Origin of the sequence: Nocardioides sp. NPDC057577, assembly GCF_042801335.1 — a bacterium.
In the GTDB taxonomy this organism is placed as follows: domain Bacteria; phylum Actinomycetota; class Actinomycetes; order Propionibacteriales; family Nocardioidaceae; genus Nocardioides.
On sequence record NZ_JBHVGB010000018.1, the window covers coordinates 24,485 to 42,515 of the forward strand.

Here is an 18,031-nt window from a genome sequence, read left to right on the forward strand (position 1 = left end):
CGGGAGGGTCAGGAGACCGTGAGCAGGTCCCGCTCCTCCTGGCTGAGGGCGACCTTCTCGGCGTAGAGGAGGGCGCTGCCTGCCTCGAAGACGAGCTGCACGCGTCCGGTGAGGCCGGGACGCTGGCTCTCGACCTGGACGACCTGGTTGCCCAGACGTACGTCGTACTCGTAGTGGCTGCCGACGTAGGAGGAGGTGAGGACCTCGGTGTCGAGCCGGTTGGTGCCGGGTGTCTCGGCGCCGGCGGGAACGACCTCGAGCCGCTCGGGGCGGATCGCTACCGTGATCCCCTGACCGGGTGAGGTCTCCAGGTCGGCCTCGACCACGACGACGCCGTCGTTGGCGTCGAGACGGACGGTGTGCCGTGAGCCGCTGGACTCCTCGACCTTGCCCTGGAAGAAGTTGCAGCGGCCGACGAAGGCGGCGACCTCGGGGGTGGCGGGGCGCTCGTAGATGGCGTGCGGGTCGGCGACCTGGAGCATGTGGCCGCCGGACATCACCGCGATGCGGTCGCTGAGCGCGAGCGCCTCGTCCTGATCGTGGGTGACGTAGACGGTGGTGATGCCGAGCTCCACCTGGAGGCGCTTGAGCCAGGCCCGGGCCTGCTCGCGCAGCTTGGCGTCGAGGTTGGAGAGCGGCTCGTCGAGCAGCAGCATCGTGGGCGAGTAGACGAGCGCGCGGGCCAGCGCGACCCGCTGCTGCTGGCCGCCGGACAGCTGGTGCGGGTAGCGGGCGCTGAGGTCGGCGAGGCCGACCTTGTCCAGCGCGTCGTGGATGAGCTCCTTCTGGCGGGCCTTGTCGACCTTGCGGATGTCGAGCGGGAGCGCGAGGTTCTTCGCGATCGTCATGTGCGGCCACAGGGCGTAGGACTGGAACACCATGCCGAGGTTGCGCTCCTCCGGCGGCAGGAACGTGCCCCGCTCCTGGTCGACGAACGTGGTGCCGTCGACCGTGATCGCCCCACCCGTGGGACGTTCGAGGCCGGCGATGCAGTTGAGGGTGGTCGACTTCCCGCACCCGCTGGGACCGAGGAGCGTGAAGAACTCGCCGTCCTTGATGGTGAAGGTGTTGTCGTGGAGAACGGTGTTGTCACCGAACTCCTTCTTGAGGTTCTTGACGACGAGCTCAGGCATGGTGCTTTCCCTTCATCAGCAGGCCTGCAAGTGCCACGAAGGCGGCGGTGATGGCGATCTGGACGGTGGCGAGCGCGGCCACGGAGCCGGTGCGGCCCTGAGCCCAGAGCTCGAGCATGGTGGTGCCGAGGATGTTGCTGTCGGCAGAGCTGAGGAAGACGGCGGGCGAGTACTCCTTCAGCATGATCACGAAGGTGAGGACCAGCGCTCCGGCGAAGGCGGGCGTGATCAGCACACGCAGGACCCGGAAGAACGTCATCAGCCAGTCGGCGCCCGAGACGCGGGCCGCGTTGTCCAGCTCGGCCCCGATCTGCATGATCGCCGGCGCGACGGATCCGAAGGCACTCGGCAGCGCCCGGAGCCCGAAGGCGATGACCAGGGCACCGAGCGTTCCCTGGACCAGGGTGCCCGCACCGAACGGGGCGAAGGCGAAGGCCCAGAAGAAGCCGATGCCGATGATGATCCCCGGAACCGACTGCGGGATCAGGGCGAGGTACTCGACCAGGCGGCCGAAGCGGAAGGTCGACCTCCGCGCGACCATGACTGCCATCACCGCGAGGGCGCTGACCAGCACCGAGCCGACGCCGGCGACGATGAGGCTGTTGACGATCGACTGGCGGTAGGACTCGAACTGGAAGACCGTCGCGTAGTTGTCCATGGTCAGGAAGTCGAACGGGTTGCGCAGCGGCGTGAAGATCAGCGTGAAGGAGCGGAACACCAGCCCCAGGATCGGGATCAGCGCACCGAAGACGACGTAGAACGCGATGAAGGCAACGCTCACCCACTTCACCCAGCCCAGCTCGAGCTTGCGTGGCCGCGTGGCCTTACCGCGCACCGAGACGAACCGCGCGGAGTCCTTGAGGAGCTTGGCCTGGAGCGCGACCAGACTGATCGTGACCAGCAGGATCACGACGGAGGCAGCGCCGAGCACGGTGTAGTCGGGGTCCACGGCCTGGAGGCCGTTCTTGTAGAGGAACGTGGAGAAGACGCTGATGTTGACCGGCTGGCCGTAGAGCAGCGGGACGCTGAGCGTCTCGACAGACATCGAGAAGATCAGGATCGAGCTGTAGACCACCGGCGGCCGCAGCATCGGCACCACGACCTGGAACAGGATCCGCGCCGGTCCGGCACCGCACACCTGGGCCGCCGACTCGAGCGAGGCGTCCGACTGGCGCAGCGCGTTGGCGCAGAAGACGTACGCGATCGGGGCGAGCGCGACGGCCTCGGTGACGGCCATGCCGGGGATCGAGTAGAGGTTCCACGGCACGGCACCGAAGAGCTGCTCGACCTGGGTGCTGACGAAGCCGGCGGGGCCGTACATCAGGATCCAACCGAAGCCGAGGATCAACGAGGAGATGAAGAACGGCCACTGCATCGCCAGCGCGATCAGCCGTCCGCCGGGAAGCCGGGTACGCACCACCACGACCGCCATCGGCACCGCGATCATGATGCTGAGGGCCGTGGTGAGCGTCGCGAAGATCAGGGTGTTGAGGATGACCTCGCCGAACCCGGAATCGGTGAAGAGCGCTCGGTAGCCCTCGAGGGTCAGGACGCCGCCGTCCTCGTAGAGAGGGCGATCGACGACGCTCTGCCACAACGTGGGGACGACCGGTGCGAGCACCAGGATCGCCAGCACCGCCAGTACGCCGTACATGGTGAGCTGGTCCCGACCGACACCGAACGGCCTGCGGTAGCGCGGCGCCCGAAGGTCGGGCCCCTGGTCCTGAGACGCCGGCGGCGTCGTGGTCATGGTTGCCATCGGGAGCTCACTCCTCCTCGGGGGCGGGCTCGACGTAGCTGTAGAACTTGTCCAGCCAGGCGTCGACCTCGTCCTTCGGCACGGTCTCGTACGGCGCGAAGAGCACGTTCTCCTCGCCGACCGCCTCGACGACCTCCTGGTAGGTGTGCAGGCCCGGGCCCTCGATGCCGTCGCGGTAGGAGGACAGGCCGCCCTCGGCGACCGCACGCTGACCCTCGTCGGAGAGCAGGAAGTCGACGAAGAGCTTCGACGTCGCGGCGTGCGGCGCATCGGCGGCGATGCCGACCCCGCGCGGAAGGATCGTGGTGCCGTCCTCGGGATAGATCACCTCGACCAGGCCCTGGCTGTCGTCCACGACAGGGAAGGCGGGGCCGCCGCTGACGAAGAAGCCGGCGAGGTACTCCCCCGACAGGATCTTCTCCATCTGGGTGCCCGAGGAGGTCTCGGCGCGGGTGTACGGGAGCACCTGCTCCAGGTCGCTCCAGCCGTCAGGGTTGGCCTCGGTGAAGTTGCGGGTCACCGTGAACCCGAAGCTGCTCTCCGGGTCGCGGACCGTGATCTTGTCCTGCAGGAGGTCCTTGTTCTCCTCGGCGATGTCGGCCAGGTCGGCGACGCCCGTCGGGGCCTCAGGCATCAATTCGGTGTTGTAGGCGATGGTCTGCGGGTCGGTCGACATCGCGTAGACATCGGGGAGCAGCTGGGCGAAGTCCGGAAGCTTGGCGAGCTCGGGCGACTCGTACGCCTGCAGGGTGCCCTCGCGCTCGGCGAAGTCGGCCCAGGCGACCGACGCGTTGGAGACCACGAGGTCGACAGGCGAAGAACCGGTGGCCTGCTCGGCGAGGACGCGCTGGAACACCTCGTCGCTGTCCAGGTCGTTGGCCGAGACCTTCTCGACCCAGGGGAACTTCTTCTTGAAGTCGCGGAAGATCGGCGCCCAGTTCTCCTCGGAGGTGTTGGAGTAGATGGTGAGCTCCCCGCCCTCCTTCTTCGACGCGGCCACGACGTCCTCGGCATAGCTGTCGGGGTAGTAGTCGGGCACCTCCTCGACCGAGATCTTGTTCTCCTTCGGCTCGACGGCGGCCTCGCCGCTGCCACAGGCGACCAGCGATGCCATGGCGAACGCGCCGACGGCGGCCAGCGCCAGGTGTCTGCGGACTGGTGATCGGGTCCCGAGCCTGGACGTGGATGACTGCATGGGCTCCGCTCCTCGATGAGGGGTCTAGGGGTGTGATGAGCGCCACTGTGCTCGTTATAACCTGTAACCGTCAAGCGTTCGCGGCAAAACAACACCAGGATCCGAGTCATGATTAGCGAGTCAAGATCTCAACAACACGTATCTGACCTGCACGTTCTTGGGGATCAGCACTGTTCGCCTCATCGGAGGAGAAATTCTTCGAAGCTTGCCACCAAGGCGCGAATGTGCGTGACACATACCCATCAGATCGAGTACGTTATAGCGAGTTTCAACAAGGGAGACATGCCATGACGGAGCCCGCCGGGGTCTACGCCACCAAGAGCGACTACGCCTACACACGACTGCGCGACGGCATCCTGACCGGGGAGTTCGAGCCCGGCACGGTGCTGCACCAGGCGACCCTGGCGAAGACGATCGGGATCAGCACCACACCTCTGCGCGAGGCGATGCGCCGGCTGATGACCGAGGGGCTGGTGGAGCTGGACGCCCACCGTGACGCCCGCGTCTCGGCGCTCACCGCAGAGGAGGCACGCGACCTACTCGAGGTGCGCCGCTCGCTCGACCCGCTCGCCGCATCCCTCGCCGCGCAGCGGCGCACCAAGGACGACATCCGGGCGATGCGCGAGGCCGCGGCATCCCTGCATGCGCTCCCTAACCAGCCCAGCGTGTCGGACCTGGTCGCGCACCGCCGTTTCCACGCCGCGGTCTACACCGCCTCCCACAACGACATCCTCATCACCACGCTCGCGGGGCTCTGGGACAAGGCCGACCGCTATCGCCACCTCGGCCTGCAGGTGGAGCGTGACCAGCCGGAGCGGGACGCCAAGGACCGAGAGCACGCCGAGCTCCTGGACGCGGTGATCCGCGGCGACAGCGACGGCGCCGCCGAGGTGATGCGTCAGCACATCGCCACCAGCCTCGGAGCCAAGGCGGCCAGCCGGCTCGGAGCGGACGAAGAGCCTCCCCACCTCACCCTCAGCTGACCACCGATCCACACACCAGGAGTCCAGATGCCCTCGCCGAGCCCGCTCGCCACCCTGATCGCCCCCACCGGCACTCTCCGGGTGGTCATCAACCTCGGCAACCCGGTGCTCGCCCAGGGCACCGCTGAGGACCCTCGCGGCGTCACCGTCGCCATCGCGCGGTCCGTGGCGGACTGGCTCGGCGTCCCGCTCCAGCTCCACTGCGTCGACGCTGCCCGCGACTCGTACGCTGCGATCACCGGGGGCCGGGTCGACCTCTGCTTCCTCGCCAACGAGCCGGCGCGGGAGGAGGGCGTCGTCTTCACGGCTCCCTATGTGCTCATCGAGGGCGTCTACGTGACCGACGCCGACTCGCCGCTCACCGGGGCGGACGAGATCGACCGCGACGGCGTACGTATCGGCGTCCGCGACGGGTCGGCCTACGACCTCTTCCTGACCCGCAGCCTCCGGCACGCGGAGGTGGTCCGCGCCGACGAGGCCACCGACGTCTTCGAGGAGCAAGGGCTCGACGCGGCCGCGGGGGTGCGCCAGCCGATGGAGGAGTACGTCGCCGCGACCGGCCGCCGGATCCTGGAGCCGGCGTTCATGGAGATCCGCCAGTCCGTCGGCCTCCCCCGCGGGCTCGACGCGGAGGCCGTCGCCGCCGTCTCGGCCTACGTCGAGGAGCTCAAAGCGACGGGATTCGTCCGCGACGAGCTTGCTCGCAGCGGCGTCGCGGCGACCGTCGCGCCTCCTTCGGCTCGATGATCTGACGGACCTTGCGTCGAGCAGGACCCGAAACTGTTCGACGACGCGTCACATGTTGCGCGGGCCGGTGGCGTCGTCGCGCTCTTTCGCGGTCATGCTGCGCGACTTCAGCAGGCTCAAGATGGTGGTGATGGCCAGAATGCCGATGATCACACTGAGGGAGACCTCGATGGAGACCTCCGGGGCCCACTCGACATGCTCGCCACCGTTGATGAACGGCAGCTCGTTCTCGTGCAGCGCGTGGAAGACGAGCTTGAGGCCGATGAACCCGAGCAGGATCGCCAGACCGTAGGACAGATAGACCAGCCGCTCCAGCAGACCACCGATGAGGAAGTAGAGCTGGCGCAGACCCATCAACGCGAAGATGTTCGCGGTCAGCACCAGGTAGGCCTCGTTGGTCAGACCATAGATCGCCGGGATCGAGTCGAGCGCGAACAGCAGGTCAGTAGTACCCAGCGCACAGATCACCACGAACATCGGGGTCGCGATCCGCTTGCCGTTCTCCCGAACGAACATCTTCGCGCTGTCACCCCACTGCGAGGTCAGCGGGATGTGCCGCTCGAGGAACTTCACCACCGCAGGCTCCTCGTACTCGTCCTCGTCCTCACCACCCTCCATGGCCAGCTTGACCGCGGTGTAGATCAAGAACGCACCGAACAGGTAGAAGACCCAGCTGAAGTTCTCGATCGCGGCCGCACCCACCGCGATGAAGATGCCACGGAAGATCAACGCCAAGATGATCCCGATCAACAGCGCCTTCTGCTGGAACTGCCTCGGCACCGCGAACTTCGACATGATGATGATGAAGATGAACAGGTTGTCAACCGAGAGCGAGTACTCGGTCACCCAGCCCGCGAAGAACTGCGTCCCGAACTCATGGCCCGCGAACACATAGACCCCGATACCGAACGCGATGGCCAAGCCGATGTAGACGCTCAGCGCGACGATCAGCTCCCGACGCGAAGGCTCGTGCGGTCGGCGGCCGATCACGAGCACATCGAAGAGCAGCACGGCACTGGCGATGCCGATGGTCAACCACCAGATGAGCGGGGAGACGTCCACGAAGGGACTCCTTAGATCTATGTGAGGTTGAAGGGATAGCGGTCAGCGGTTCGACGTCGTACAACGTCTCCGGGTGGTCCACGAGAATCTGCCATCGGCACCTCGTCTCAGTTCGTAGTGGTGAGGGCCGCGACCACGGAGCGTGCGAACTCGGCGGTCGTGGCGGTGCCACCGAGGTCGCGCGTGCGCAGCTCCGGCTTGGCGAGTACGTCGTTGACGGCTGCCTCGATGGCGGTGCTGGCCTCGCGGAACGACGCGGCCTCGTCACGTCGGCCGAGCCAGTCGAGGAGCATGGCTGCAGACAGGATCAAGGAGGTGGGGTTCGCGACGCCCTGGCCGGCGATGTCCGGGGCGGAACCATGTTGAGCCTGCGCCACGCAGACTTCTTCGCCGGCGTTGATGGCTCCGCCGAGGCCGAGGCTTCCGCAGAGCTCGGATGCCTCGTCGGAGATGATGTCGCCGAACATGTTCGTCGTCACGAGTACGTCGAACGTGTGCGGGCGCCGCACGAGCAGCGCGGCCGTGGCGTCGACGATCAGCTCTTCGAGCTCGACGTCGGGGTACTCGGCGGCGACCTTGCGCACCTCGCGGAGGAAGAGACCGTCGGTGGTCTTCAAGACGTTCGCCTTGTGCACCGCGGTGACCTTCTTACGGCGGGTGCTGGCGATGTCGAAGGCGGTGCGTGCGATGGCCTGGCAGGCGCGCGAGGTGATCTTGCGTACGGAGAGCGCGGTGTCCTCGTCGGGCATGAACTCGGGTACGCCGAAGTGCATGTTCCGGTCGGCATAGAAGCCTTCGGTGTTCTCGCGGATGATCACGATGTCCATCGGGTGTCGCAGCACCGTCAGGTCGGCGACCGAGCGGCTGGGGCGGATGTTGGAGTACAGCTTGAACTTCGTCCTCAGCTCGGCTGAGGGGTTGATGCCGCCCTCTGCCCGCGGCGGGTAGTCGTAGTGCGACACCGGCCCCAGCAGGACGCCGTCGACCTCGGGGATACGCGTGAGGATGTCGGGACGCAGCGTGGTCCCGTGCTCGGCCAGCGAGGCAAGGCCGATGTCCTGCTGCTCGATCTCGAGCCCGAGGGAGAACGCCCGATCAGCTGTGGCGAGGACCTCCAGCGTGGCTGCGGTGATCTCGGGTCCGATGCCGTCTCCGGGCAGGACGAGGATGTTGGTGCTCATCAGGGGTGACCTCTTCAAACTAGTTGGACGTGTGTACGGGCACGGACGTGCCCGTCTGGGACGCAAGCTCGGTGAGGCTCGTCCAGGTGTTCGGCGGCAGCGGGATGCCACTCGTCGCGCGGCTCTCGGCGGCACGGTCCTCGAGTTCGCCCGGGAAGAAGATCTCGGCGCTTCCGTCGGCCTTCTCCGCGGCCTTCGTCTGCTCGATCAGCGTCTCCATGCGGCCGGTGAACTCCTCGAGGTCCGTCAGCGAGGCGACGTCCAGCGTCAGCACCAGGTGGCCGCAGCCGCTGCGGCCCTCGGGCTCGTACGGGCCGACGACATCGGTGCCGAAGGCGCTTCCGGTCAGGACGCCGGCGAGGGCGTCCATCATGAAGGCGATGACGTATCCCTTGGGGCCGGCCATGGGGAGGATCAGTCCTTCGATCCCGACTGCCGGATCTGTCGTCGGCACGCCGTTCGCATCGGCGGCCCAGCCGTTCGGGATCTGTTCTCCTCGCTCGGCCGCGAGGTAGAGCTTGCCGCGGGCGACTGCGGTGTTGGCCAGGTCGATCACGGCGACGCCGTAGCTGCCCGCGGGCACTGCGATCGACCACGGGTTCGTACCGATCGTCTTCTCACGGCCGCCCCAGGGCGCCATCGCCGGACTGGCGTTGGTGAACAGCAGCGAGACGCACCCCTCGGTGGCGGCCTTGCGCGTGTAGTAGGCCGCCATCCCGAAATGGTTGCTGTTGCGTACGGCCACGCCGCTGATGCCGTGGGAGCGAGCCCGGCGCACGCTCTCGGTCACGGCGCGGTCTGTCAGCACCTGGCCGATCCCGTCGCGGCCGTCCAGCAGGAGCAGGCTTCCGGTGTCGTTGAGGACCGTCGGATCGGTGACCGCGCTCATGGCCCCGCCCCGCAACCGCTCGACGTACCACGGAAGGCGGAGCATCCCGTGGGACGAGTGGCCCCAGAGCTCGGCCTGCACCAGGCTGTCGGAGACCAGGTGTGCGTCGGCGACCGGCACTCCATGTGCCTCGAGGACCTGCTGCCCGAAGGCGACGAGGTCGACGGCTCGGACGGTGTGAGTGGGCGCATCGATCGTACTCACGGCTTCACCGCCAGGACGTCACAGTGCGCATCCAGGAGGATCCGCTGGGCGATACTGCCTAGGAGGAACTTCCCGACGGCCGAGCGGCGACGCAACCCGATGATGATCAGCTCGGCGCCGACCTCGTCGGCTGTTGCGACGACCTCCTCACCGCCGTCACGGCCACGCATCGGTTGACGGACCTCGAACGACACCCCCTCGTCCCTCAACTGGCGCTCGAGATCGCCGATCTCGTCGCTGGTGGCGAAGGACGGGTCTGAGTAGCGGTCGCCCGGCGTGGCGTTCACCACGACGAGGCGGGCCGATCGGTTGTGCGCGATCTCGATCGCCCTGACCAGTGCAGCACGAGAATGCGGCGACGGGGTGTAGCCAAGAACGATGGTCGCGTAGACGGCATTCACTGGTGGTTCTCCTGTCGTTCGAACTCTTCGAGCACACCGACCTCTTCGGCCGTACGGCGCTCCCACCGCCGGAGCAGGCGAGGAACGATCAGTACGAGTGCGAGCAACACATAGGCGCAGATCGAGAACGGGGTGGAGATCAACGCGGTCGGGTCTCCGTCGGAGATCGCCATGGCCCGGCGCAGCTGGGTCTCGGCGATCGGGCCGAGGATCGCGCCGATGATCAGCGGCGCGACCGGGTACCCGTACTGGCGCAGGAAGTAGCCCAGGATGCCGATGCCCAGGAGCAGGAAGATGTCGAAGGTCGAGGCGTTCAGGCTGTAGGCGCCGAGCAGCGAGAAGACCGTGATGCCGGCGTAGAGGTAGGGGGTCGGGATCTTGAGCACCTTCGCCCACATCCCCACCAACGGCAGGTTGAGGAGCAGCAGCATGGCGTTACCGATGAGGAGGGCAGCCACCAAACCCCAGACCAGGTCGGGCTCCTTCTCGAGCAGCAGCGGCCCGGGCTGGATGCCGTACTGCTGAAAGGCGACGAGCATGACAGCCGCGGTGGCGGAGGTGGGCAGTCCTAGCGTCAGCAGCGGCATCAAGGAGCCGGCCGCGTTCGCGTTGTTGGCGGACTCTGGCCCGGCCACGCCCTCGATGGCACCGTGGCCGAACTCCTCGGGGTGCTTGGTGAGCTTCCGCTCCGCGGCGTACGAGAGGAAGGTCGGCACCTCTGAGCCGCCGACCGGCACCGCGCCCAGGGGCCAGCCGATGAGGGTGCCGCGCAACCAGGCCGGCCACGAGCGGCGCCAGTCCTCGCGCGTCATCCACACCCGGCCACGCAGTGCCAGCGGCTTGGGCTTGTGGGGGCTCATCTTGGCGGCGAGGTAGACGGCTTCACTCATGGCGAACAGGGCGACGATGATCAGGACGGTGTCGATGCCGTCCAGCAGGCGCGGGACCCCGAAGACGAAGCGCTGGGCGCCGCTCTGCCCGTCGATCCCGATCAGGCCGATCGCCATGCCGAGCGCGACGCTCACCATCCCCCGGGCCACGGAGCTGCCGATCATGGCGCCGACGGTCATGAAGGCCACCACGATCAGGGCCAGGTAGTCGGCCTCGCCCAGGCCGATGGCGATGTCGACGACGTACGGGGCCAGGAACGCGAGCGCGAGCGTCGCGATCGTGCCGGCGACGAAGGAGCCGATGGCCGCGGTGGCGAGGGCGGAGGCCGCCCTGCCGGCATGGGCCATCTTGTTGCCCTCGATCGCTGTCATCATCGCGCCGGACTCACCGGGCGTGTTGAGCAGGATCGAGGTGGTGGAACCGCCGTACATCGCGCCGTAGTAGATGCCGGCGAACATGATGAACGCCCCCTGGGGCTCGACCGTGTAGGTGATCGGGAGCAGGAGGGCGATGGTCAGGGCCGGGCCGATGCCGGGCAGAACGCCCACGAGCGTCCCGGCAAGGACGCCGATCAGGGCGAAGAGCAGGTTCTCGGGAGTCGCGGCGGTCGCGAACCCCTGAGCGAGTGCGTTGAGTCCGTCCATGGGAGCTCACAGGATCCCTTCGAAGATGCCCGGCGGCAGGTAGATGCCGAGCAGCCGGGTGAATGCCAGGTAGATGACGGCCGCGAGCACCACGGAGCCGACGGCGAGGCGTACGAAGTGCCGTGACCCGAGGGTCACCGAGACGGCGAAGAAGGCCAAGGCGGTCGTCAGCAGATATCCGAGCGGTTCCAGGAGCAGCGCGTAGCCGACGATGGTCGCGACGAACGAGCCGACTCGGCGTACGTTGACCGGCAGAGATGGGTCGATGAGCTCGGCCTCGTCGGGCTGGGCGTGGCCGCCACGCAGGAGGTTGATCACGACAGCCACGGCGGCGACGGTGAGCAGTCCTCCGACGAGGAAGGGCACGGGGCGGGGGCCGACGTTGCTGGCCGCCTCCGGGACGTCGATCGTCGCGGTGTAGGCGAGGATGAAGACCCCGAGAGCGAGGAGGAGCCCGGCGAACGCGAGCTCCCCCTTGCTCTTGACGCCCTTCATGACAGGGGCGGTCATGCCAGACCCAGCTCCTTCAGCTGGGTTTCTGCCTCGGCCTCGTCCTTCTCGAGCTGCGCCTCGAACTCGTCGGTGCCGAGGTACTCGTCGGTCCAGCCGTTGGTTTCGCGCACCTTCGCCCAGGCTTCGCTGTCGTTCATGGTCTTGAACGCCTCGTCGAGGTCCTTGCGGTCGCTCTCGCTGATGCCTGGAGGGGCGAAGATGCCGCGCCAGTTGACGAAGACCGCGTCCGGGTAGCCCGCGTCGGTGATCGTGGGGATGTCCGGGTTCACCTCGAGCGGGGCGTCCGAGGAGGAGGCGAGCACCTTGAGCTTGCCGGCCTCGACCTGCTCGGCGAACTCGGCGTAGCCCGAGATGCCGGCGGCCACACGTCCACCCAGCATCGCCGTAGTGACCTCGGCTCCCCCGTCGTAGGTCACGAAGTTGACGTCGGTGGGGTTCACACCGACCTCCTGCGCGAGGATTCCGCCCCACTGGTGGTCGACACCGCCCTGGTTGCCGATGGCGATGGGGTTCTCGCCGGGATCGGCCTTGAGCGCGGCCAGGAAGTCCTCCAGCGTCTCGAACTTCGAGTCCGCGGGGACGACGACGACCTCGTACTCGCCGATCAGCCGGGCGATGGGGGTCGCTTCGCTGAGCTTGTTGTCGGCCTTGTTGGTGAGGACCGCGCCGACGAGGGCCTTACCGGCGACCATCAGGTCGCTGGCGTCGTTGCCCTGGACGTACTGCGAGAGGGCGACGGTGCCGCCGGCTCCCGGGGTGTTGGTCACCTGGACTCGCTTGGCGATGCCCTCGTCGGTCAGCACCTTCTCCATGGCCCTGGCGGTCTGGTCGTAGCCGCCGCCGGGGTCGGAGGGGACGACGATGCTGGCTCCCTTGGCGAGAGGGCTATCGGCCGGCGTAGCCGTGCTCCCGTCGGCGCCACACGACGTCAGCGCCGATGCGCCGATCAACGTAGCCGTGAGCAATGCCACGGACTTGGTCTTGGCCAGTTTCCTCATGTCTGTTCTCCCTGCCCTTCGTTGGGCCACTTGTGGTGATGTGACGACGGACACTACTCCGCTGCGCACATGTATACAAGTATGAAAGAAGACGAATCTCTGTTAAAGTTTCGCCATGGCCCCGAAGACTCAGACCCGGATGTCCGGAGCCCACCTCGTCTACCTCGAGCTGAAACGTCGGATCCTCGACCTGGAGCTCGCGCCCGGCGAACGGCTCTTCGAACCGGCACTGTCGGCGGAGCTGAAGGTCAGCCGTACGCCGGTCCGCGAGGCGGTGCGACGCCTGATCGCCGAGAACCTCCTCGAGCAGCAGCCCACCGGTGGCGTCGTCGTCCCCGACCGTGGCGAGCACGAGGTCGCCGAGCTCTACGACGTGCGTGCGAGCCTCGAGGCGCTGATGGCGGCCACAGCCGCACGTCGTGCCACCGAGACCGACCACGCCCAGCTCCGGAGCCTGGCCGAGCGCAACGCAGCCCTGGTCGGCTTCGCCGACGACGCGATGTCGACCGGCAAGGCGATCCATACCGAGATCGCGCGGATCGCCGACAACGGCTGGGCGCTTCGGCTACACGAGCAGATCTCCAACCAGCTCCAGCGCTACCGGATGTACACCAACCACACCCAACGGCGTCGCGACGAGGCTCTCGCCGAGCACCAGGAGCTCGTGGACGCGGTCACCGGAGGCGACGCGGACCGCGCCAGCCACCTCGCGTTCGTCCATGTCACCCACGCCCGCGACGAAGCCATCCGCGCGATCAGTGCCCGTGACTGAACCGACCGCCTCGGTCCGGCGCTGGGCCGTCCCGTTCTTCGCCCACACGGTCCTGATCCAGGCGGTCACCTTCGTCCTGCGACCCACGGCCGTCTACCGAGCCCTCGAGCTCGACGTCCCGTCCTATTGGATGGGCGCCCTCGGAGCCACGTTCGCGATCGTCCCCCTGGTCCTCGCGGTCCCGGCCGGCCTGCTGTCGGACAGGTACGGCGAGCGGCCGGTGATGGTGACCGGAGGCCTGATCACCATCGGTTCGGCGACAGCCTTCCTGTACCTGGGGCACAGCGTCGCCGGCGTGATCGCGGCTACCGTGCTCCTGGGCATCGGCCACCTGCTCTCGGTCGTCGCCCAGCAGGCCATGGTGGCCAACCGGACCCCACGCGCCCGCTACGACTCCGCCTTCGGCCATTACACCTTCGCCGCGTCCGCCGGGCAGGCGATCGGGCCTGGACTCATCATCCTCTTCGGGGGCTCCCAGGCAATCCCCCACACCGGGGCCATCTTCACCGCCTCGCTCGCGCTGAGCGTGGCGCTCCTGCTGGCCGCGATCGCGACGCCGTCCACGCACGACCGACGCGGAGATCGCGGCCCGGTCGAGGGTTCGGTCCGCGACCTCGTACGCCGCAAGGGGCTGCTCCGCGCCCTGACGGTGAGCTGTGTCGTGCTCGCCGCGGTCGACATCAGCCTGGTCTATCTGCCGCTGCTCGGGACCGAGCGCGACATCGCCTCGGGCACGATCGGCCTGCTGCTCGCGCTCCGCGCCGGCTCCTCGATGATCTCGCGCCTCATGCTGGGCAGACTGACCGAACGGCTCGGCCGCCCCCTGGTCCTCACCGGGAGCGTCACTCTCGCGGCGCTGGCGATGGCACTGGCGCCGATCCCGATGCCGGTGGTCCTGCTCGGCTTCGTCGTCGTCGTGATGGGTCTGTCCCTGGGGGCCGGCCAGCCGCTGACGATGTCGTGGCTTGCGGAGGCCACTCCCCCAGGCCTGCGTGGCCGGGCCATGTCGCTGCGCCTCACCGGCAACCGCCTGGGCCAGGTCGTCGTCCCGTCGCTCGCCGGCCTCGTCGCGGTCGGGGCCGGCGCTTCCGGTGTGCTCTGGGTGACGGCCGCGGCACTCGGTGTCGTCGCCGCGGCCTCCAGGTCGATCCCGAGATCCGACCCCAACCCGTAGCCGTCGCTCAGCCGACGAGGCGGACGACCCGTGCCCCGTCCAGAGCGGCGATCTTCTCGATGACCTCGCCGGCAGGGCGCTCCCCGAGGTCGGTGAGCCCGTAGCCCAGATGGTCGCGCGTGGCCACCACCTGACCACTGACGTTCAGCCCGGCACCCAGCAACAGCTGGGTCATGCCGGCGAGCACACCAGGGATGTTGTCGTGCAGCACCGCCAGACGGCAACCGTCGCCACGCGGCGCCTGGGCGTTGGGAAGGTTGACGCACAGCCCGGTGTTGCCGTCGGTGACGAACCCGGCGAGCTTGCCGGCCACGAACTCCCCGATCTCCTCCTGCGCCTCCTGGGTGGAGGCACCGACGTGCGGGGTCAGGATGACGTTGTCGAGACCGCGCAGCGCGGAGACGAACTCGTCGCCCTGCGCCTTGGGCTCGATCGGGAAGACGTCGAGCGCAGCACCGGCGAGGTGACCCGAGAGCAGGTGCTCGCGCAGGGCGACGTCGTCGACGACCATCCCGCGCGAGGCATTGATGAAGACCGCGCCGTCGCGCATCTGCCGAAACTCCGCATCACCGAACATCCCGGCGTTGCCGGGGCGCCCGTCGACATGGATGCTGACGACGTCGGAGAGGTTCAGCAGCTCCTCCAGGGTCGCGAGACGGCGTACGGTCCCGTGGGCCGGGCGATCGGCCACGTCGAAGAAGACCACCCGCATGCCCAGGCTCTCGGCAACGGTGCCCAGCTGCGTACCGATGTTGCCGTAGCCGACGATGCCCAGGGTGCGTCCGCGGACCTCGTGACTGCCCTTGGCCGACTTGTCCCAGATGCCCTCGTGCATCCGCTGCGTCTTCTCGGTCAGGCGACGGGCCAGCGCGATGATCTCGCCGATGACGAGCTCGACGACGCTGCGGGAGTTGGAGTAGGGCGCGTTGAACACGGGTATGCCCGCAGTGGCGGCGGCCGCCAGGTCGACCTGGTTGGTGCCGATGCAGAAGCAGCCCAACGCCTGCAGGTCCGGCGCAGCCTCGATCACCGCAGAGGTCACGCTGGTGTTGGACCGGATGCCCAGCAGAGTCACCCCGGGAAGGGCGGTGATGAGCTCGGCCTCGGACATGGACGCCGGGTGCTGGTGGACCTCGTAGCCGGCCCTCTCGAGCACCTCGACGGCGCTGGGATGGATGTTCTCCAGAAGAAGCGCGCGCCCCGCTGCGCCCGTGGCCGCGCTCATGCGCCGACCCAGAACGTACGCATGTTGGTGAACTCGCGCATACCGACGCCGGCCAGCTCGCGGCCGTAGCCGCTCTTCTTGGTGCCACCGAAGGGCACCCGCGGGTCGGAGGCGACGATCGCGTTGACGAACGCGGCACCCGAGGTGATCCGCCCGGCCACGCGCACGCCGCGCTCCACATCGGAGGTCCACACGCTCAGCCCCAACCCGAACTCGGTCTGGTTGGCGAGCGCGATCGCCTCCTCATCGTCGGCGGCCACGCTGATCGCAGCCACCGGTCCAAAGGTCTCCTCGTCGAAGACCGGCATGCCAGGACGTACGTCGGTCAGCACGGTGGGCTCGAAGAAGTAGCCGGGCCGCTCGGCGGCACCTCCACCGGCGAGAAGCTTGGCTCCACCGGCTATCGACTCCTCCACCTGGCGGGCCAGGCCCGCGCGCAGGTCGTCTCGCGCCATCGGCCCGACGTCGACGCCCTCCGAGGCGGGATCTCCCATCCGGAGCGCCTCCACACCGGCGACGAAGGCGTCGGTGAACTCCTCGGCGACACCCCTACTGACGATGAACCGCTTGGCGCACACACAGCTCTGTCCGGCGTTGTGGAAACGGGCCCGCACCGCGGCGGCAGCCGCGGACGGCACGTCGGCGTCATCGAGAACCACGAATGCGTCCGAGCCGCCGAGCTCGAGGACCGACTTCTTGGCGGCCCGGCCGGCTGCCGCGCCGACGGCGGCACCGGCGCGGTTGCTGCCGGTGAGCGTCACCGCAGCGATGCGGTCGTCCGCGATCAACGCCTCGGTCGTCGCCGGGACGTCCGGCTCGGCGATCACGAGCGTGGTCACGAGGCCCTCGGGGAAGCCCGCACGCACGAAGAGGTCCTGGATCGCCAGCGCGCACCCGGTCACGTTCGGCGAGTGCTTGAGCAGCACCCCGTTGCCGGCGGTGACCGCGGGGATGGCGAAGCGCATGACCTGCCACAGCGGGAAGTTCCACGGCATCACCGCGAGGAGCAGTCCGAGCGGCTCGTAGGAGACCCATGCCTGAGCCTCACCGACGTCGACCTGCTCGCGGCCTAGGATCGCCGGGGCGTTCGCGGCGTAGTACTCGGCGGTCAGGGCCGACTTGTCGACCTCACCGGCCGCCTCTGCGAGCGGCTTGCCCATCTCCCGGACGATCTGCTCGGCGAGGTCGGCGCGATCGGTGCGGAGCTGCTCCACGAGCCGCTCGACCACCTGGATCCGGTCTGCTAGCGGCACCTCTCCCCAGCGCACCGCGACCCTCGCGCCCTTCGCCACCAGGACGTCGATCTGCTCGGGGGTGTGCGGCTGGTAGGTCGCGAGGATCTCGTCGGTCGCGGGGTTGCGGACCTCGATGGTGTACTGGTCGGCGTTCACTGGTCACGCGCTCCCTTGTCGTTCTCCGAGAGGTGCTCGAAGGTCTCACCGGTCTCGGTCATGGTGCGGGTGACGTACCGTCCGCCGTAGACCCAGTAGATGCGCATCACTCCCTCGCCACGGTTGAAGAAGCGGTGCGGCACCCCGGCCGGCACCCAGGACGCGTCTCCGACCTCCATGTCGAAGGTCTCGTCACCGATCTGTGCTGTCGCCTGGCCCTCGAGGATCAGCACCGACTCCTCGACGTTGTGGCTGTGCAGGGGCAGGCCGCGGCCGACCTGGAAGACGGTCTGGCCCGTCGTGACGAGGTTCCGGTCGCTGTTCCACTTCCCGACGTACGGGATCGTGGCGACGCCGCCGCCCCGGTCGAACGGCTCGACCTCGTTCGGACGGATGATCATGTTCGGGGCTTCGGGTTGCTTGCACATGGTGATTCCTTCGGGGCGGATCAGGCGTGGTGGATGAGCTGGTCGGCGAGGCAGTTCACTTGCGAACCGGGGACGAGGTAGGCCTCGGCGGCTGCCCGCCAGACCTTGAAGTGAGGCGCCGCCCGGTGCGCCTCGACGGCCGCCGCGTCGGCGTACAGCTCGTAGAAGAAGAAGTGGTGGTCGTCGGCTCGGTCGCAGACGACGTCGAAGTAGAGGCAGCCGGCCTCGTCGTTGAAGGACGCGTGGGCGTTGGCCTCGATGGCGGCGAGGAAGTCCGGCCGGGATCCGGGCTTGACCTGGACGGAGACGACGAGAGCGATCATGCGGGTTCCTTGGGGTGAACGAGGCTAGGTCTGTGTACATGTATACATGCACGCAGACCCGCTTGCCAAGGCGAAGCCACCGGTTCCGGACCCGTCGCGGGCAGCCGGTCGGGTAGCC

18 protein-coding genes are annotated in these 18,031 nt (G+C 68.0%); 4 read left to right on the forward strand and 14 right to left on the reverse strand.

What is annotated here, in order from left to right; genetic code table 11:
* Window positions 1-8 precede the first annotated feature (8 nt).
* Genes ACFU7D_RS06055 through ACFU7D_RS06065 form a run of 3 tightly spaced genes read right to left on the reverse strand, consistent with a single transcriptional unit; the run spans window position 9 to window position 4,087 of the window.
* Window positions 9-1,133, reverse strand: a complete 1,125-nt coding sequence (locus ACFU7D_RS06055; protein WP_378864632.1) for an ABC transporter ATP-binding protein — start codon at window positions 1,131-1,133, stop codon at window positions 9-11.
* Window positions 1,126-2,892 (reverse strand): ABC transporter permease, encoded by a 1,767-nt coding sequence (locus ACFU7D_RS06060; RefSeq protein ID WP_378728908.1) that lies wholly within the window; start codon window positions 2,890-2,892, stop codon window positions 1,126-1,128. Before ACFU7D_RS06060 ends, ACFU7D_RS06055 begins: the two co-directional genes overlap by 8 nt.
* A 7-nt stretch (window positions 2,893-2,899) precedes the next feature.
* Window positions 2,900-4,087 (reverse strand): ABC transporter substrate-binding protein, encoded by a 1,188-nt coding sequence (locus tag ACFU7D_RS06065; protein WP_378864635.1) that lies wholly within the window; start codon window positions 4,085-4,087, stop codon window positions 2,900-2,902.
* 287 nt (window positions 4,088-4,374) lie between these two features.
* On the opposite strand from ACFU7D_RS06065, the gene ACFU7D_RS06070 reads away from it, so the two are divergent.
* On the forward strand, window positions 4,375-5,070 hold the full coding sequence (locus ACFU7D_RS06070; RefSeq protein WP_378864638.1) for a GntR family transcriptional regulator: 696 nt from the start codon (window positions 4,375-4,377) through the stop codon (window positions 5,068-5,070).
* Window positions 5,071-5,097: 27 nt separating this feature from the next.
* Window positions 5,098-5,817, forward strand: coding sequence for a transporter substrate-binding domain-containing protein (locus tag ACFU7D_RS06075; RefSeq protein WP_378864641.1), 720 nt, complete (start codon window positions 5,098-5,100; stop codon window positions 5,815-5,817).
* Window positions 5,818-5,865: 48 nt separating this feature from the next.
* Here ACFU7D_RS06075 and ACFU7D_RS06080 read toward each other — a convergent pair whose 3' ends face one another.
* The 7 genes from ACFU7D_RS06080 to ACFU7D_RS06110 form a co-directional block, all read right to left on the reverse strand.
* The gene (locus tag ACFU7D_RS06080) at window positions 5,866-6,879 is read right to left on the reverse strand and encodes a TerC/Alx family metal homeostasis membrane protein (protein WP_378864644.1); all 1,014 of its coding nucleotides are present in this window, start codon (window positions 6,877-6,879) and stop codon (window positions 5,866-5,868) included.
* Window positions 6,880-6,986: 107 nt separating this feature from the next.
* Window positions 6,987-8,060: an isocitrate/isopropylmalate dehydrogenase family protein gene (locus ACFU7D_RS06085; RefSeq protein ID WP_378864647.1), complete on the reverse strand. Its 1,074-nt coding sequence runs from the start codon at window positions 8,058-8,060 to the stop codon at window positions 6,987-6,989.
* A gap of 19 nt (window positions 8,061-8,079) precedes the next feature.
* Window positions 8,080-9,153: an Ldh family oxidoreductase gene (locus ACFU7D_RS06090; protein WP_378864650.1), complete on the reverse strand. Its 1,074-nt coding sequence runs from the start codon at window positions 9,151-9,153 to the stop codon at window positions 8,080-8,082.
* Window positions 9,150-9,554, reverse strand: a complete 405-nt coding sequence (locus ACFU7D_RS06095; protein WP_378864653.1) for a universal stress protein — start codon at window positions 9,552-9,554, stop codon at window positions 9,150-9,152. Before ACFU7D_RS06095 ends, ACFU7D_RS06090 begins: the two co-directional genes overlap by 4 nt.
* Window positions 9,551-11,089: a tripartite tricarboxylate transporter permease gene (locus tag ACFU7D_RS06100; RefSeq protein ID WP_378864656.1), complete on the reverse strand. Its 1,539-nt coding sequence runs from the start codon at window positions 11,087-11,089 to the stop codon at window positions 9,551-9,553. Before ACFU7D_RS06100 ends, ACFU7D_RS06095 begins: the two co-directional genes overlap by 4 nt.
* Before the next feature lie 6 nt (window positions 11,090-11,095).
* Window positions 11,096-11,599, reverse strand: coding sequence for a tripartite tricarboxylate transporter TctB family protein (locus ACFU7D_RS06105; protein ID WP_378864659.1), 504 nt, complete (start codon window positions 11,597-11,599; stop codon window positions 11,096-11,098).
* The gene (locus ACFU7D_RS06110) at window positions 11,596-12,600 is read right to left on the reverse strand and encodes a Bug family tripartite tricarboxylate transporter substrate binding protein (RefSeq protein ID WP_378864662.1); all 1,005 of its coding nucleotides are present in this window, start codon (window positions 12,598-12,600) and stop codon (window positions 11,596-11,598) included. The genes ACFU7D_RS06105 and ACFU7D_RS06110 overlap by 4 nt, the downstream gene beginning before the upstream one ends.
* A gap of 115 nt (window positions 12,601-12,715) precedes the next feature.
* On the opposite strand from ACFU7D_RS06110, the gene ACFU7D_RS06115 reads away from it, so the two are divergent.
* Both ACFU7D_RS06115 and ACFU7D_RS06120 read left to right on the forward strand, forming a co-directional pair.
* The gene (locus ACFU7D_RS06115) at window positions 12,716-13,372 is read left to right on the forward strand and encodes a GntR family transcriptional regulator (RefSeq protein ID WP_378864665.1); all 657 of its coding nucleotides are present in this window, start codon (window positions 12,716-12,718) and stop codon (window positions 13,370-13,372) included.
* Window positions 13,365-14,546, forward strand: a complete 1,182-nt coding sequence (locus ACFU7D_RS06120) for an MFS transporter (protein WP_378864668.1) — start codon at window positions 13,365-13,367, stop codon at window positions 14,544-14,546. Before ACFU7D_RS06115 ends, ACFU7D_RS06120 begins: the two co-directional genes overlap by 8 nt.
* 7 nt (window positions 14,547-14,553) lie before the next feature.
* On the opposite strand, the gene serA is transcribed toward ACFU7D_RS06120, so the two are convergent.
* From serA to ACFU7D_RS06140, 4 genes are read right to left on the reverse strand one after another with little or no spacing between them, the layout of a single operon-like run.
* Window positions 14,554-15,771 (reverse strand): phosphoglycerate dehydrogenase, encoded by a 1,218-nt coding sequence (serA, locus tag ACFU7D_RS06125; protein WP_378864671.1) that lies wholly within the window; start codon window positions 15,769-15,771, stop codon window positions 14,554-14,556.
* Window positions 15,768-17,162, reverse strand: coding sequence for an aldehyde dehydrogenase family protein (locus ACFU7D_RS06130; protein ID WP_378864674.1), 1,395 nt, complete (start codon window positions 17,160-17,162; stop codon window positions 15,768-15,770). Before ACFU7D_RS06130 ends, serA begins: the two co-directional genes overlap by 4 nt.
* On the reverse strand, window positions 17,159-17,590 hold the full coding sequence (locus ACFU7D_RS06135) for a cupin domain-containing protein (protein ID WP_378864681.1): 432 nt from the start codon (window positions 17,588-17,590) through the stop codon (window positions 17,159-17,161). The genes ACFU7D_RS06130 and ACFU7D_RS06135 overlap by 4 nt, the downstream gene beginning before the upstream one ends.
* Before the next feature lie 20 nt (window positions 17,591-17,610).
* Window positions 17,611-17,913 (reverse strand): putative quinol monooxygenase, encoded by a 303-nt coding sequence (locus ACFU7D_RS06140; RefSeq protein ID WP_378728244.1) that lies wholly within the window; start codon window positions 17,911-17,913, stop codon window positions 17,611-17,613.
* Between the last annotated feature and the right edge of the window lie 118 nt (window positions 17,914-18,031).